12 protein-coding genes and 2 pseudogenes are annotated in these 14769 nt (G+C 72.6%); 8 read left to right on the top strand and 6 right to left on the bottom strand.

The window, feature by feature from the left end:
• Positions 1-34: 34 nt before the first annotated feature.
• From mshD to pstB, 5 genes are all read left to right on the top strand, one after another.
• Positions 35-994: a mycothiol synthase gene (mshD, locus tag VKK44_RS00475; protein WP_343444827.1), complete on the top strand. Its 960-nt coding sequence runs from the start codon at positions 35-37 to the stop codon at positions 992-994.
• A 291-nt stretch (positions 995-1285) separates the two neighbouring features.
• Positions 1286-2386: a phosphate ABC transporter substrate-binding protein PstS gene (pstS, locus tag VKK44_RS00470; RefSeq protein WP_343444826.1), complete on the top strand. Its 1101-nt coding sequence runs from the start codon at positions 1286-1288 to the stop codon at positions 2384-2386.
• 41 nt (positions 2387-2427) lie between these two features.
• Positions 2428-3513: a phosphate ABC transporter permease subunit PstC gene (gene pstC, locus VKK44_RS00465; protein WP_343444825.1), complete on the top strand. Its 1086-nt coding sequence runs from the start codon at positions 2428-2430 to the stop codon at positions 3511-3513.
• Entirely contained in the window at positions 3513-4601 is a 1089-nt protein-coding gene (gene pstA / locus VKK44_RS00460; protein WP_343444824.1) for a phosphate ABC transporter permease PstA, read from the top strand. Before pstC ends, pstA begins: the two co-directional genes overlap by 1 nt.
• A 20-nt stretch (positions 4602-4621) precedes the next feature.
• On the top strand, positions 4622-5398 hold the full coding sequence (pstB, locus tag VKK44_RS00455) for a phosphate ABC transporter ATP-binding protein PstB (protein ID WP_343444823.1): 777 nt from the start codon (positions 4622-4624) through the stop codon (positions 5396-5398).
• 39 nt (positions 5399-5437) lie between these two features.
• Here pstB and VKK44_RS00450 read toward each other — a convergent pair whose 3' ends face one another.
• On the bottom strand, positions 5438-6265 hold the full coding sequence (locus tag VKK44_RS00450; RefSeq protein ID WP_343444822.1) for an NUDIX hydrolase: 828 nt from the start codon (positions 6263-6265) through the stop codon (positions 5438-5440).
• Positions 6266-6671: 406 nt separating this feature from the next.
• Between VKK44_RS00450 and VKK44_RS00445 the strand changes: the two genes are divergently transcribed.
• Complete coding sequence (locus tag VKK44_RS00445) at positions 6672-7640, top strand: Gfo/Idh/MocA family protein (protein WP_343444821.1); 969 nt, start codon at positions 6672-6674, stop codon at positions 7638-7640.
• Positions 7641-7714: 74 nt separating this feature from the next.
• Here the strand turns inward: VKK44_RS00445 and VKK44_RS00440 are convergent, their stop codons facing one another.
• From VKK44_RS00440 to VKK44_RS00425, 4 genes are all read right to left on the bottom strand, one after another.
• Positions 7715-8719: an inorganic phosphate transporter gene (locus VKK44_RS00440; protein WP_343444820.1), complete on the bottom strand. Its 1005-nt coding sequence runs from the start codon at positions 8717-8719 to the stop codon at positions 7715-7717.
• Between the two features lie 4 nt (positions 8720-8723).
• Positions 8724-9350 (bottom strand): DUF47 domain-containing protein, encoded by a 627-nt coding sequence (locus VKK44_RS00435; RefSeq protein WP_089157475.1) that lies wholly within the window; start codon positions 9348-9350, stop codon positions 8724-8726.
• 121 nt (positions 9351-9471) lie between these two features.
• Positions 9472-10452, bottom strand: coding sequence for a PPK2 family polyphosphate kinase (locus VKK44_RS00430; protein ID WP_343444819.1), 981 nt, complete (start codon positions 10450-10452; stop codon positions 9472-9474).
• Positions 10453-10565: 113 nt separating this feature from the next.
• The gene (locus VKK44_RS00425; protein ID WP_343444818.1) at positions 10566-11072 is read right to left on the bottom strand and encodes a DUF402 domain-containing protein; all 507 of its coding nucleotides are present in this window, start codon (positions 11070-11072) and stop codon (positions 10566-10568) included.
• Positions 11073-11195: 123 nt separating this feature from the next.
• Here VKK44_RS00425 and VKK44_RS30925 point away from each other — a divergent pair.
• Positions 11196-12530: pseudogene (locus tag VKK44_RS30925) on the top strand (ATP-dependent DNA helicase); the annotation flags it as partial.
• A 111-nt stretch (positions 12531-12641) separates the two neighbouring features.
• Positions 12642-13328: pseudogene (locus VKK44_RS30920) on the top strand (ATP-dependent DNA helicase); the annotation flags it as partial.
• Positions 13329-13380: 52 nt separating this feature from the next.
• Here VKK44_RS30920 and VKK44_RS00415 read toward each other — a convergent pair.
• Positions 13381-14679 carry an AI-2E family transporter gene (locus tag VKK44_RS00415; RefSeq protein ID WP_458351589.1) on the bottom strand — a complete coding sequence of 433 codons (1299 nt, stop codon included), beginning with the start codon at positions 14677-14679 and terminating at the stop codon, positions 13381-13383.
• Between the last annotated feature and the right edge of the window lie 90 nt (positions 14680-14769).

Here is a 14769-nt window from a genome sequence, read left to right as displayed (position 1 = left end):
GAACGACCGCCCGCCGGCCACTAACGTGACGGGGATGAGCAGCACCGAGCCGACGAGCGGTCCCGGACCCGAGGCAGTGACCCCGACCGGCCGGGGGGTCACGTCCACCGACCGGCTGACGACGGCCGAGGTCGCCGACGTGCTGGCGCTGGCCCGCGCGGCCGGCGACGCCGACGGCGCCGATCCGCTCGACGAGCACGTGCTGCTGCGGCTGCGCGACCCGGAGGCGCCGGCCGTGCACCTCACCGCCCGCGCCGCCGACGGCTCCCTGACCGGGTACGCACACCTGGACACCACCGCCCCGGCGGAGGGCGTCGGCGTGGAGCTGGTGGTGCACCCGGCGCACCGGCGGCGCGGCACCGGCCGGGCGCTGGCCCGGGGCGTGCTGGCCGCCGCCACCGGTCCGCTGCGGGCCTGGGCGCACGGCGACCACCCGTCCGCCGCCGCGCTCGCGGTCGACCTGGGCTTCACCCGCGCCCGGGTGCTGTGGCAGCTCCGCCGCCCGCTGACCGGGGCGGTGCCCGCGCCGGTCCTGCCCGAGGGTGTGGAGCTGCGCGCGTTCCGCCCCGGCGAGGACGACGAGAGCTGGCTGGCGGTCAACAACGCGGCGTTCGCCCAGCATCCCGAGCAGGGCCGGTGGACGCTCGACGACCTTCGGGTGCGCCTCGCCGAGCCGTGGTTCGACCCGGCCGGCTTCCTGCTCGCGGTGGACTCCGCCACCGGCCGACTGCTCGGCTTCCACTGGACCAAGGTGCACGAGCGGCCCGGCTCGGCCCGGATCGGCGAGGTCTACGTGCTCGGGGTGGACCCGTCCGTGCACCGCGGCGGGCTCGGCCGGGCGCTCACCGCCGCCGGCCTGGCCCACCTGCGCGACCGGCGCGGGCTGGACCGGGTGATGCTCTACGTCGACGAGAGCAACGCCGGCGCGGTCTCGCTCTACGAGCGGACCGGTTTCGCCCGCTGGTCCGCGCACGTCAACTACCAGCTCGGCTGAGCGCCGGCAGGGCACCCGACGCCGGTCACGGGAGCATCACGCCGGAGCCACGGCGCGATAACAGTCGCCCGGATAAATCACGCTAAAAGCGATAGCGGGCCGCGAGTTCACGAAATGGACAGGCTCACCTCAGCATACGGCCACCTCGCCGGCCGGACGTGTTCATCCCGCGTTCACTTCCGACCGGCGAACCGTCCACCTGGTCCTCCTAACTTTCACGTCAAGCCGGTCAGCGCCGGCCCCCGGCAACCCCGGGCGACCTGACCAAAGACGTGAAGGGAAACCTTTCAAGTGAAGCTCCAGCGGCACGGCGCCATCGCCTGTCTCGCTCTTACCGCGGTTCTCGGTCTCAGCGCCTGCGGCTCGGACAACAACGAGCCGGCCGCCGGCGCCTCCGGTTCCGCCGCCGCGGTCGACTGCGGCAAGGGCACGCTGAACGCGCAGGGCTCCTCCGCGCAGAAGAACGCCATGGCTGAGTGGATCAAGGCGTACCAGCAGAAGTGCGCGGGCACCACGATCAACTACGAGCCGAGCGGCTCCGGCGCCGGCATCCAGGCGTTCATCGCCGGCACCGCCGACTTCGCCGGCTCCGACTCCGCGCTCAAGCCGGAGGAGCAGCCGCAGGCCGACGCCAAGTGCGCCGGCGGCCAGGCCCTCAACCTGCCGATGGTGATCGGCCCGGTCGCGGTCGTCTACAACGTCAGCGGCGCGGACAACCTCCAGTTCAGCCCGGCCACCCTGGCGAAGATCTTCGCCGGCAAGGTGACCAAGTGGGACGACGCCGCGATCAAGGCCGACAACCCGGACGCGAAGCTGCCGTCGACCGCGATCCAGGCGGTGCACCGCTCCGACGAGTCGGGCACCACCGACAACTTCACCAAGTACCTCTCCAAGACCGCCGAGGCGGACTGGACCCTCGGCAACGCCAAGGCGTGGAAGGCGCCGGGCGGCGTCGGCGCGGCCAAGTCCGACGGTGTGGCCAGCAAGGTCAAGAGCACCGAGGGCACCATCAGCTACGTCGAGTGGTCGTACGCCGAGAACTCCGGCCTGAAGATGGCCAAGGTCAAGAACGGCAACGGCGAGTTCACCGAGCTGACCGCCGAGTCGGCCGGCAAGACCATCGCCGGGGCCAAGTTCGAGGGCCAGGGCAACGACCTCAAGATGTCGATCGACTACAACACCAAGGAGGCCGGGGCGTACCCGATCGTCCTGGCGACCTACGAGATCGTCTGCAGCAAGGGCCTCGCCGCCGACAAGCTGCCGCTGGTCAAGGGCCTGCTCGGCCACGCGGCCAGCGCCGAGGGCCAGCAGGAGCTGGTCGAGCTGGGCTACGCCCCGCTGCCCGACGAGGTCCGCACCAAGGTCGAGGCCGCGGTCAAGAGCCTCTCCTGACGCCCTGATCGACACCTCCTCAACGCGAAGCGAGCGAGCAGATGGGTGACACCCCTCAGCGCTCGGCGCACGCCGGCACCGGCGGGACCCCCGTGGCCACGAGCCACGAGCGGCCCGCCGGTGCCTCGGCGCGTGTGGCCGAGCGCTCCGGCAACCCTGGCCGCCCCGACGGCGGCCTCGGCGGGGGCGGCGGCCTGCCCCGCGCCCGCGCCTTCGGCGCGGAACGGGCGTTCCGTGGCCTGACCCTGGCCGCCGGCAGCACCGTACTGATCATCATCGCGGCCATCGCGATCTTCCTGATCGCCAAGGCCGTGCCGGCGCTGCGGGCCAACACCGAGTCCTTCTGGACCTTCGAGGGCTGGTTCCCGAACGACGACCCGCCGAAGTTCGGCATCGGCGCGCTCGCCTTCGGCACCGTCCTGAGCTCGCTGCTGGCGCTGCTCATGGCCGTGCCCGTCGCGCTGGGCATCGCCCTCTACCTGTCGCACTACGCCCCACGCCGACTCGGCAACAGCCTGGGCTTCCTGATCGACCTGCTGGCCGCCGTGCCGAGCGTGGTCTTCGGCCTCTGGGGCCGCGACTACTTCGCCGGCCCGGTCGCCGACCTCTCCGCCTGGCTGCACACGTGCTTCGGCTGGATCCCGATCTTCGGCGAGGGGCCGTACGGCAGCTCGATCCTGCTCGGCTCCGTGGTGCTGGCGATCATGGTGCTGCCGATCGTCACCTCGCTCTCCCGCGAGGTGTTCCGGCAGACCCCGACCGCCAACGAGGAGGCCGCGCTCGCGCTCGGCGCCACCCGCTGGGAGATGATCCGCACCGCGGTCCTGCCGTACGGCCGGCCGGGTGTCATCGCCGCGGTGATGCTGGGCCTGGGCCGGGCGCTCGGCGAGACCATCGCGCTCGCGCTGACGCTCGGCTCGACGTACGCCATCTCGTTCAACATCCTCGAAGCCGGCGGCAACTCGATCGCCGCGAACATCGCCAACCGCTTCGGCGAGGCGAACGACACCGGCCGCGGCGCGCTGATCGCCTCCGGCCTGGTGCTGTTCGCGATCACGCTGATCGTCAACATCACCGCGCGGGCGATCATCTACCGTCGCCGCGAGTTCACGGAGTCGGCTGCCTGATGACCACCACACTCCCCACCCACCGCCCGCGCCCGCCGGCCCAGCCGGCCACGCTGCGGGCCCGGCGGCTCCCGGCGTACGCCGCGCCCGCCATCGCCGTCGCGGCGCTGCTGCTGTCGGCGGGCCTCGTGTACGGCGCCGGGATCGGCGGCCCGGTCCTGGTCGTGGTGGTCGGCGCGCTGCTCTACCTGGCCGGTCTCTTCGCCGCGGCGAACGCGGTGGAGGGCCGCCGGTCGGCCCGCAACCGGACCTGGAGCGCGCTGATCCACTCCGCGTTCGTGCTGGCCGTGCTGCCGCTGGCCTCCGTGGTCTGGACGCTGGTCAGCAAGGGCTCCGAGCGGCTGGACGCGAACTTCTTCGGCACCTCGATGAACAACATCGGGGCGCGGGACGCCAACGGCGGCGCCTACCACGCGATCATCGGCACGCTGGAGCAGGTCGGCATCGCCGCGCTGATCACCGTGCCGCTCGGCGTGCTCTGCGCGATCTACGTGGTCGAGTACGGCCGCGGCCGGTTCGCGTTCACCATCCGCTTCTTCGTGGACGTGATGACCGGCATCCCGTCGATCGTCACCGGCCTGTTCGTGCTGGCGTTCTGGGTGCTGATCGTCTCGCCGTGGTTCAACGACGGCCGGCCGGGCTTCTCCGGCTTCGCCGCCGCGCTGGCGTTGAGCGTGCTCATGCTGCCCACCGTGGTCCGCTCCACCGAGGAGATGCTCCGGCTGGTGCCGGCGCCGCTGCGCGAGGGCGCGTACGCGCTCGGCGTGCCCAAGTGGAAGACCATCCTGCGGGTCGTGCTGCCGACCGCGCTGCCCGGCATCGTCACCGGCATCATGCTCGCCATCGCGCGGGCCGCCGGGGAGACCGCGCCGGTGCTGCTCGTCGCCGGCGGCGGCGCGGCGATCAACTTCAACCCGTTCGAGAACAACCAGTCGTCGCTGGCCCTCTTCGTCTACCAGCAGGCCGGAGAGGCGTCGAGGTACTCGCCGGCGCGGGCGTGGACCGCGGCGCTGACCCTGGTCGCGCTGGTCCTCGTCCTGACCATCGCGGCCAAGCTGCTGGCCCGTCGAAACCGGCTCGGCCGATGAACCCCGGAGGTACCGTCACCATGGCCAAGCGCGTCGAAGCCTCGAACGTCACCGCCTACTACGGCGGGTTCAAGGCGATCGAGAACATCAACCTCACCGTCGAGCCGAAGACCGTGACCGCCCTGATCGGCCCGTCCGGCTGCGGCAAGTCGACGTTCCTGCGGTCGATCAACCGGATGCACGAGGTGCTGCCCAACGCCCGGGTCGAGGGCAACCTGACCATCGACGGGCAGGACGTCTACGACCGCGACGTGGACGTCACCGCGGTCCGCCGGATGATCGGCATGGTCTTCCAGCGGCCGAACCCGTTCCCCACCATGAGCATCTTCGAGAACGTGGTGGCCGGCCTGAAGCTCAACGGCGTCCGGCGCAAGTCGATCCTGGAGGAGGCGGCCGAGAAGGCACTCCGCTCGGCCAACCTCTGGGACGAGGTGAAGGACCGGCTGGGCAAGCCCGGCGCCGGCCTCTCCGGCGGCCAGCAGCAGCGGCTCTGCATCGCCCGGACCATCGCGGTCGAGCCGCAGGTGGTGCTGATGGACGAGCCGTGCTCGGCGCTGGACCCGATCTCCACGCTGGCCATCGAGGACCTGATGTTCCAGCTCAAGGACAAGTTCACCATCATCATCGTCACGCACAACATGCAGCAGGCCGCGCGGGTGTCCGACCGCACCGCGTTCTTCTCGATCGAGAAGACCGGCGACCCGGGCCGGCTGATCGAGTACGACAACACCCAGAAGATCTTCAGCAACCCGACCCAGAAGAAGACCGAGGACTACATCACCGGCCGCTTCGGCTGAGGTGGCGGCGGGCCCCGGTTCACCGCTCCGGGGTCCCGCTCAGCGCAGCAGGAAGCGCGGCGCGGCACCGTCCAGGTCCTCGATGCGCGGCACGATCGGCGTACCCGGGTCGCGTTCCGCCGCGGCGCGGGCGACGCCGCCGAGGTCGCCGGCGGCGGCGACCTCGCCGAGCGTGACCATGGTGGGCGGCAGCATGGTCAGCTCCCCGGCCTCCGCCCGGGCCAACGCGTCCGCCGGCCGCAGCCACAGCGTGTGGTCGGCCTCGCCGGAGACGTCGCGGGTCCGCTGCCCCTCGGGCAGCAGGGCGACGAAGAAGTACGTGTCGAAGCGGCGCGGCTCGAACTCCGGCGTGATCCAGCGGGTCCACGGCAGCAGCAGGTCGGACCGGAGCGTGAGCCCGCGCCGGGCCAGCAGGTCCGCGAAGCCGGTGCGCCGGCCCACCAGGTCCTGCCGGGCCGCCTCCCAGTCGTCGCCGCTGACGTCGCCGACCACGGTGTCGGCGTCCGGGCCGGCGAGCAGCACGCCCGCCTCCTCGAAGACCTCGCGCACGGCGGCGCAGACCACCGCCTGCGCGGCCGGCGGGTCGAGGCGCAGCCGTTCGCCCCAGGCGGCCGGCGTCGGGCCGGCCCAGCCGAGGTGCGTCTCCGAGTCGGAGCGGTCCACCCCGCCGCCGGGGAAGGCGTACATCCCGCCGAACGTCATCGCCGCCACCCGCCGGATCAGGTAGACCTCGAAGTCGTCGCCGGCCGGGCGGAGCAGCAGCACGGTCGCGGCGACCCGGGGCGCCGCGGGCTCGCCGCCCTCGGCGTGGAACCGGCGGGCGTGCTCCACCAGGGCGGGGGGTGCGGCGAAGCCGTCGGTCGTCATGTGCCGAGCCTAGTTCCCGGTCCGGCAGCTCGACCGGGTCGGCTCCCGCCCTCGCCGTCGCGCTGGGTGACGGCTTCTCCCGCCGCCACCACGCCGCTCGCCGCCTTTGCTTTGCAGCCAATCGCGCATCAGCGACCGGCAGTGACCGCTGCGTCGACGGCTGCAGAGCAAAGGCAGCGCAAGGAACCACCGCCCCGGGGACGCCGGGGGATGCTATGTCCAAATATGAGGCTTCCGTGCACGCGGACCCCGCGCGACGAGGATCGACGCCCACTACGCTACGCAACCCTCACGCTCCGTGCTCGACACCGGTGACCGGGGGCCGTGCGCCGACCGGGCCGGGCGGAACATCCCGACGGGTGGATCATCTCGCCGGGCGCGGAGCCGGCCGGGATAGCGTTCCCGCATGACGCGTTGGGGAATCCTGGCCACCGGACACATCGCCGCCTGCTTCGCCGCCGACCTGCGCCTGGTGCCGGACGCCGAACTGGTGGCGGTCGGCTCGCGTACCCGGGACAGCGCCGAGGCGTTCGCACGGCAGCACGACGTGCCGCGGGCGTACGCCTCCTGGGCCGAACTGGCCGCGGACCCGGACCTGGACGCGATCTACGTGGCCACGCCGCACGCGGCGCACCACGAGGCGGCGCTCACCTGCCTGGCCGGCGGCAAGGCCGTGCTGGTGGAAAAGCCCTGCACGCTGGACCTGCCGACCACCGTCGAGCTGGTGGAGACGGCGCGCGCCCGTGGGCTCTTCCTCATGGAGGCCATGTGGATGCGGACGAACCCGCTGATCCTGCGCGTGCTGGAGCTGATCTCCGACGGCGCGATCGGCGAGGTCACCCACGTGCGGGCCGACTTCGGGTTGGCCGGGCCGTTCCCGCCGGAGCACCGGATGCGGGCCCGGGCGCTGGGCGGCGGAGCGCTGCTCGACCTCGGTATCTACCCGCTGAGCCTCGCCCACCTGGTGCTCGGCGCGCCGCAGCACGTGCAGGCGTGGGCCCGGCTGGGCCCGGAGGCGGTCGACGAGAACACCGGCCTCGTCCTCGGCTGGGACTCCGGCGCGGTCGCGACGCTGAGCTGCGGCATGGTCGGCGCCACCGCGATCACCGCGTCGATCACCGGCACCACCGGCCGGATCGACCTGCCGGAGCCGTTCTTCCGGCCCGGGTCGGCGGTGCTGCACCGGCCCGACGCCGAGCCGGAGACGATCCCGGCGGACCTGACCGGCGGCGGCTACCAGTACGAGGCGATCGAGGTGGGCCGCTGCCTGGCCGCCGGGCTGACCGAGAGCCCGCTGGTGCCGCACGCCACCACGCTGGAGATCATGACCCTGATCGACGACATCAAGGCCCGGATCGGCGTCTCCTACGCGTAATTAGGGGCCCCTCCCTCACACCGGGTGTGAGGAAGGGGCCCCTGCTCGACCGGAGGCGTTAACTGGGCCCCGCCTTAGAACAGCGGGCGGACCAGCAGGTACGCGAGGCAGGCGATGGCCGCCGCCGCCGGGAACGTGATGATCCACGCGATCACGATGTTGCCGGCCACGTTCCAGCGGACCGCGGAGAGCCGCTTGGTCGCGCCGACACCCATGATCGCCGAGGTGATCGTGTGGGTGGTGGAGATCGGGGCCTTGAGCACCAGCGCGTTGAAGTAGAGCACCGCGCTGGCCACCGTCTCGGCCGCGAAGCCCTCCGCCGGGCCCAGGTCGATGATCTTCCGGCCCAGCGTGCGGATGATCCGCCAGCCGCCCGCGTACGTGCCGAGCGCCAGCATCGTCGCGGAGGTCCAGAACACCCAGCCGGGGATGTGCGTCTTGCTCTCCTGGAAGCCGCCGGTGTAGAGCGCCAGCACGATGATGCCCATGGTCTTGGCGGCGTCCTGCATGCCGTGGCCGACCGACATCGCGGCGGCGGACACGGTCTGCGCCCAGCGGAAGCCGCGGCTGAGCTTGCCCGGCTGCCCCTTCCGGAACAGCCACATGATCGCCAGCATCACCAGGAAGCCGAGGATCAGGCCGACCACCGGCGACAGCACCATCGGGATGAGGACCTTCTCCACGATGTTGCCCCACTGGACGATGCCGTCGGCGGCGAACAGGGTCGCCCCGACCAGGCCGCCGAAGAGCGCGTGCGAGGAGGACGAGGGCAGGCCGAAGTACCAGGTGATCAGGTTCCAGGCGATCGCGCCGAGCACACCGGCGAAGACCACGCCGAGACTCTCCACGCCGGTCGGGAGCGTGACCAGGCCGTCGCCGACCGTCTTGGCGACCCCGGCGCCGAAGTGCGCGCCGACGAAGTTGCCGACGGCGGCCAGGCCGAGGGCGATCCGGGGCGTCAGCGCCCGGGTCGAGATGCTGGTGGCGATCGCGTTGGCCGCGTCATGGAAGCCGTTCGTGTAGTCGAACGCCATGGCGACCGCGATCACCGCCAGCACGGCGATGAGTTCGGGGCTCACAGGATCAGGACTCCTTGACCGCGATGGTCTCGACGGTGTTGGCGACGTGCTCGAAGGCGTCGCAGGCGGCCTCCAGCTCGTCGGCCACCTCCTTCATCTTCAGCACCGTGAGCGCGTCGTACTCGCCGGAGAAGAGACGCACCAGCAGCATGCGGTACGCCTGGTCACCGTCGTTCTCCAGCCGGTTGCACTCGATCCAGTAGTCCTCGAGGTCCTTCATCGACTTCAGTCGGGGCATCGCCTCGGCGGTGAGCTTGGCCTGCTGGTCGAGCACGTTGACCAGCTCGTGCAGCTCACGCGGGAGCGACGGGAGCTTGGTCAGGCCGTACAGGTAGAGCAGGTTGCCGACCGCCTCCAGGTGGTCCATCACGTCGTCGAGCAGCGAGCCCAGCCGGTAGATGTCCTCCCGGTCGAACGGCGTGATGAACGTAGAGTTGATCTTCTTGTAGAGGTCGTGCGTGATCTGGTCGCTGTCGTGCTCGACCTCGGTCAGCCGCTCGCTGATCGACTGCACGTCGGCACCGGGAAGGCCCAGCTCGTTGAGCAGGTCGGTCCCCTTCACCAGGTTCTGCGCGGCCCTGGTGAAGAGCTCGTAGAAGGCGCCCTCGGTGGGACGGAAGGAAAACTTCACAGCACGGACCTCGTCGTGTCGGTGGAAGGGTGGCCGTCGCCTACGGGAGGCGCCTGCTCTGGGCATGCTAGGGACCCGCCGGAACCGGGCATCGACCGGCCCACCCCTGGTCAGACCCGATTCACCGCTCGTTCACCTGCTGTTCACCTGAGTGCTCCAGGCCCTGGTCACGCAACCGGTCACGCTCCCGTTCCACGTCGAAATCGGCAGCCGGATACCCGAGATCCAAGCCGTCGAACGTCTCACGCAGCAGGTGGGCCAGCGCCCAGTCGCGGTACCACTTGCGGTCCGCCGGCACCACGAACCAGGGCGCGGCGTCCGTGCCGCAGCGCTCCAGCGCCTCGGCGTACGCGGCCTGGTACTCGTCCCACCGGGCCCGGGTGTCCAGATCGCTCGGGTTGTACTTCCAGTACTTTGTCGGGTCGGTCAACCGTTCCATCAGCCGCTCGCCCTGCTCGGCGTAGGAGATGTGCAGCATGACCTTGACCACGGTGACCGCCTGCCCGGTCAGCTCCCGCTCGAAGTCGTTGATGATCTCGTAGCGGGACCGCCAGGTGGCGTCGTCGACCAGCCCCTCCACCCGGGCGATCAGCACGTCCTCGTAGTGCGAGCGGTTGAACACGCCCACGTAGCCCGGGGGTGGCAGCGCCCGCCGCACCCGCCACAGGAAGTCGTGCCGCAGCTCCTCCTCCGTGGGCGGGCCGAACGAGCGGATGTGCAGCCCGAGCGGGTTCATCGCACCGGCCACCCGCTTGACCGCGCCGTCCTTGCCCCCGCAGTCCATGGCCTGGAGCACCAGCAGCACCCGACGCGGCCGGCCCTCGCCCAGGTGTGCCCCGGCCCGGGTGGGCGCGCTGGTGGCGCTTCCCGGGCCGGCGGCGACCTGGGCGGCGGCGTACAGCATCTCCTGCTGCCGGCCCAGCTCCGCACCGATCAGTTCGACCTGGCCACGGGCCCATTCCTTACGCGCCGTCCCACGGCCGGCCGCCCTCGGCAACCCCGGCATCGAGCGGGGGTCCACCGCCGTCAGGTCCACCGACCCCGGCCCCACCCGCAACAACTCCCGCATCGACCCGTCCTCGGGCCTCACCACCCCAGTCATCCCCCGATCCTCACCCGCCCGGCGGGATCACGGGTATGACGCGTCCGGTACGCCCGCTTTGCCACCCACAACCCGTCGGGAAGCGGCCGGCCGCCGCGCCGGTGACGCGCGGCTCAGACCACCAGGGCCAACCACTTCCGGTACGAGGTGGCGAACGGCTCGGTGCCGTCGCCGAGCGCGCCGAGCAGCCAGCGGGACGCCGCCTCGGCCTCGGCGACCAGGTCGTCCGGGTAGTTCCACCGGGCCCGGTGCTCGGCGAACTCGTCCTCGTCGCGCAGCTCGACCAGGCCGGTCTCGCGGCGACGCACCACGTCCAGGTCGAGGTCGACCAGGTGGACCGTCTCGTCGCCCTCCCACCGGGCCGGGGTGGCGATGTCGCAGTAGACCTCGCTGGTGCGCGGCGGCGGGTTGAACATGCCCGTCCACCAGGCGTGCCGGGGCACCAGCAGGACGAACGGGATCTGCTCGACCGACGGGCGGCCGTGGTAGACCGACTCGGTGCCGGCCGGCACGCCGAGCCAGACGCCGAGGTCGTCCTCGGCGAGCCGACGGGCCGGGTAGTCGCGGTGGGCGCTGCCGTCGTACTTGCGGTAGATCACGCGGACCACGTCGCTCGGCATGCCTGGCACCCTAACCGATTCCGGCCACGCCACGCGATCGGCAGGTAACCGGACGCGACCCGCCCTGCGCCACGCCGCCGGCGCGACGGGACCGGCGTCGGTGCCGGCGGGTACGGTCGCACGGTGAGCCCGTCCCGCACCGCCACCCCCGTCCCGAAGAAGCGCCGGAGTGGCCGCGCGAGCGGCGCGGAGCTGCTGGCCGCCGCGGTCGGTGCGGTCCCGGGCGGCGCGACCCGGCCCGGCCAGCAGCTCATGGCCGAGGCGATCGAGCGCAGCATCGCCTCCGGCGAGCATCTGCTGGTGCAGGCCGGCACCGGCACCGGCAAGTCGCTGGCCTACCTGGCGCCGGCGCTGACCGTGGACGGCCCGGTGGTGGTCTCCACCGCCACGCTGGCGTTGCAGTCCCAGCTCGTCGACCACGACCTGCCCCGGCTGGCCGACGCGGTCGAGCCGGTGCTCGGCCGTCGGCCCACGTTCGCCGTGCTGAAGGGCCGGCACCACTACCTGTGCCTGGCCCGGTTGGACAGCTCCGTCGAGGACGAGCCGGACGACGCGCTCTTCGACGCGCCCCGGCCCGGCGGCACGAAGTGGCTCGGCGAGGCGGGTCGGCTGGGCAAGCAGGTGCAGCGGCTGCGCGACTGGGCGGAGGAAACCGCCACCGGCGACCGGGACGAGCTGGATCCGGGCGTCGACGACCAGGTCTGGCGCAGCGTCTCGATGCCGGCCCGGGAGTGTGTCGGCGCGAGTCGCTGCCCGTTCGGGCAGGAGTGCTTCGCGGAGGCGTCGCGGGCCCGCGCCCGGGAGGCCGACCTGGTGGTGACCAACCACAGCCTGCTCGCCGTGGACATGCTCGCCGATCGGCACATCGTGCCGCCGCACCGGCTGCTCGTCGTGGACGAGGCGCACGAGCTGGCCGACCGGGTCTCCTCGGCGGCCCAGGCCGAGCTGGTGCCGGAGCTGATCGACAGGTCCACCCGACGCGCCCGGCCGCTGCTGCGCCCCGACCACGCCGACCGGCTCACCGAGGCGGGTGACGCGCTGGCCGTGGGGCTGGCCGAGGCACCGGCCGGTCGGCTCACCGCCGGCCTGCCGCCCGCGCTGCGCGAGGCGTGCACGCTGCTCGACTCGGCGACCCGGGCCGCGCTGGAGGCGATCGGCGACGTGAAGGGCGACGACCCCGACCCGGTCCGCAAGCAGCAGGCCAAGGCGGTGCTCGACGAGCTGTCCACCACCGCCCAGCGGTTGCTGGAGGAGGGCGACCACGACGTGGCCTGGGTGGAGAAGCCGGAGAACGGCAGCCGCCGGGCGCTTGTGGTGGCGCCGCTGTCGGTGGCCGGCACGCTCGCCGCCAACCTCTACGACGAGCGCACCGTGGTCGCCACCTCGGCCACCCTGGCGCTGGGCGGGCGCTTCGACACGGTGGCCCGGGCGCTCGGGCTGGAGGCGCCGCCGCCGGCCCCGCCGTCGCCGGCCGCCGCCGCGCTGGCCACCGCTGCCGCCGCCGGCCGCGGCACCGACCCGGCACCGGTGGCGAGCACCGAGGGCAGCCGGGCGGCCATCGGCACCGTACCGGCCACCGAGGGCCCCGGCTGGCGGTCGCTCGACGTCGGCTCGCCGTTCGACTACGCCCGACAGGGCATCCTCTACGTGGCCGCGCACCTGCCCCGCCCCAGCGTCTCCGGGCTGCCCACGGCGGCCGGCGAGGAACTGCTGGCGCTGGTCGGCGCGCTCGGTGGGCGTACCCTCGGGCTCTTCTCCTCCCGGCGGGCCGCGCAGCAGGCGGCGGAGCTGGTTCGCGCGCGGACCGACCTGCCCGTGCTGCTTCAGGGCGAGGAGGCGTTGCCGCTGCTGGTCCGCCGCTTCCGGCAGGAGCGGGAGAGCTGCCTGTTCGGGGTGATGTCGCTCTGGCAGGGGGTGGACGTGCCGGGCGATGCCTGCCAGCTCGTGGTGATCGACCGGCTGCCGTTCCCCCGGCCCGACGAGCCGCTCGCCGCCGCCCGGGCGGCGGCGGTGGACGCGGGCGGCGGCTCCGGGTTCGCGGCGGTCAGCGTGCCGATCGCGGCGGTCCGGCTGGCGCAGGGCGTGGGCCGGCTGATCCGGGCCACCGGCGACCGGGGCGTGGTGGCGGTGCTCGACTCGCGGCTGGAGACGGCGCGCGGCTACGGCCCGTTCCTGCGCCGGTCGCTGCCGCCGTTCTGGTACACGACCCGCCCCGAGGTGGCCCGGGGCGCGCTGGAGCGGCTGGCCAAGAGTTGACGCCCGCGCCTCCCCGGGCGGGGTGACGCGGGCGTCGGCGGATCGGGTCGGGTCAGGGCGCCTGGGAGGCGACCACCACCGCGTCCGGCGGGGTGTCCGGCACGGTACGCGCGGCGAGCCGGCGGACCGCGGTGTTGAGCACGGCGATCAGCGGCACCGAGACCAGCGCGCCGGCGATGCCGGCCAGCACCACACCGGCGGCGATGCCGATGATCACGGCGAGCGGGTGGATGGCCACCGCGCGGCCCATGATCAGCGGCTGGAGCACGTGGCCCTCGATCTGCTGCACGCCGACGACCACGCCCAGGATGATCAGGGCGGTCACCGGGCCGCTGTCGACGAGCGCCACCAGCACGGCCACCACGCCGGACAGGAACGCACCGACGATCGGGATGAACGCGCCCAGGAAGACCAGCGCGGCCAGCGGGAACGCGAACGGGATGTCGAAGACGACCAGGAAGATGCCGATGCCCACGGCGTCGATGAACGCGACCAGCACGGTGGCCCGCACGTACGCGCCGAGCGTCGCCCACGACGCGCGCCCGGCGTCGTCGACCTTCCAGCGCGCGGCCACCGGCAGCAGCCGGACCAGGAACCGCCAGATGTTGTTGCCGTCGCGGAGGAAGAAGAACGTCGCGAAGAGCACCAGGACGGTGCCGGTGAGCACCTCGGCGAGCGTCGCGGCGGTGCTGAGCGCGCCGCTGGTGAACCGCTCGGTGTTGCCGTTGATCCAGGTCTGCGCCTCGTTGATGTAGCGGTCGAGCTGGCTGTCGGACAGGTGCAGCGGCCCGGTCTTGAACCAGTTCTGGATCTGCCGGACACCCTGCGACGACTTCTCGCTCAGCTCCGGCACGCCCTGGATGAACTCGTTGACCACCAGCGTGAGCGTGCCGATCACCGCGGCCAGACCGCCGACCAGCACCACGCCGGTCGCCAGCGAGCGGGGGAACCGGGCCTTCAGCAGCCAGCCGACCGCCGGGGCGAGCAGCGCCGAGAGCAGCAGCGCGACGGTCAGCGGGATGATCACGATGCTGATCGTGCCGACGATCTTGAGCAGGGCCCAGGTGACGATGCCGATCACGAGCAGTCGCCAGCACCAGGCGGCGGCGATGCGCAGCGCGTGCGGCACCTCGGTGTCGTCCCGGCTGACCGTCGAGGAGTGCATCGCGGCCGGCGGCGGGGCGCCCAGCACGGTCGCCGACGACGACGCCGCCGGACCCGGTGAGGTGGGCGACGCGACGCCCGCGTCCTCCGGCGTGGCGTCGGCCCCGAACTGGCGGGACCGGGCCGACTCACGGCCCGTCTCGTACGCGCGGCGGAGTCGTCCGCGCATCCGCTCGAAGCGGCTCAAGCGCACCTCCCGCACAGTTGGTCCACCCACGTCACAGGGGGGGACAGGATACGTCCGACCGCCCCACCCTAGGGCGGTCCCGCCACACAT

It is taken from the genome of Micromonospora sp. DSM 45708 (assembly GCF_039566955.1).
Lineage (GTDB): Bacteria > Actinomycetota > Actinomycetes > Mycobacteriales > Micromonosporaceae > Micromonospora.
The sequence above is the reverse complement of the archived record's forward strand: the minus strand, read 5'-3'. Positions and strand labels throughout refer to the sequence as shown.

Coding starts and splice junctions, on each gene's coding strand:
- mshD (WP_343444827.1), top strand. CDS start 35: ATGAGCAGCACCGAGCCGACGAGCGGTCCCGGACCCGAGGCAGTGACC.
- pstC (WP_343444825.1), top strand. CDS start 2,428: ATGGGTGACACCCCTCAGCGCTCGGCGCACGCCGGCACCGGCGGGACC.
- pstA (WP_343444824.1), top strand. CDS start 3,513: ATGACCACCACACTCCCCACCCACCGCCCGCGCCCGCCGGCCCAGCCG.
- pstB (WP_343444823.1), top strand. CDS start 4,622: ATGGCCAAGCGCGTCGAAGCCTCGAACGTCACCGCCTACTACGGCGGG.
- VKK44_RS00450 (WP_343444822.1), bottom strand. CDS start 6,265: ATGACGACCGACGGCTTCGCCGCACCCCCCGCCCTGGTGGAGCACGCC.
- VKK44_RS00445 (WP_343444821.1), top strand. CDS start 6,672: ATGACGCGTTGGGGAATCCTGGCCACCGGACACATCGCCGCCTGCTTC.
- VKK44_RS00430 (WP_343444819.1), bottom strand. CDS start 10,452: ATGACTGGGGTGGTGAGGCCCGAGGACGGGTCGATGCGGGAGTTGTTG.
- VKK44_RS00425 (WP_343444818.1), bottom strand. CDS start 11,072: ATGCCGAGCGACGTGGTCCGCGTGATCTACCGCAAGTACGACGGCAGC.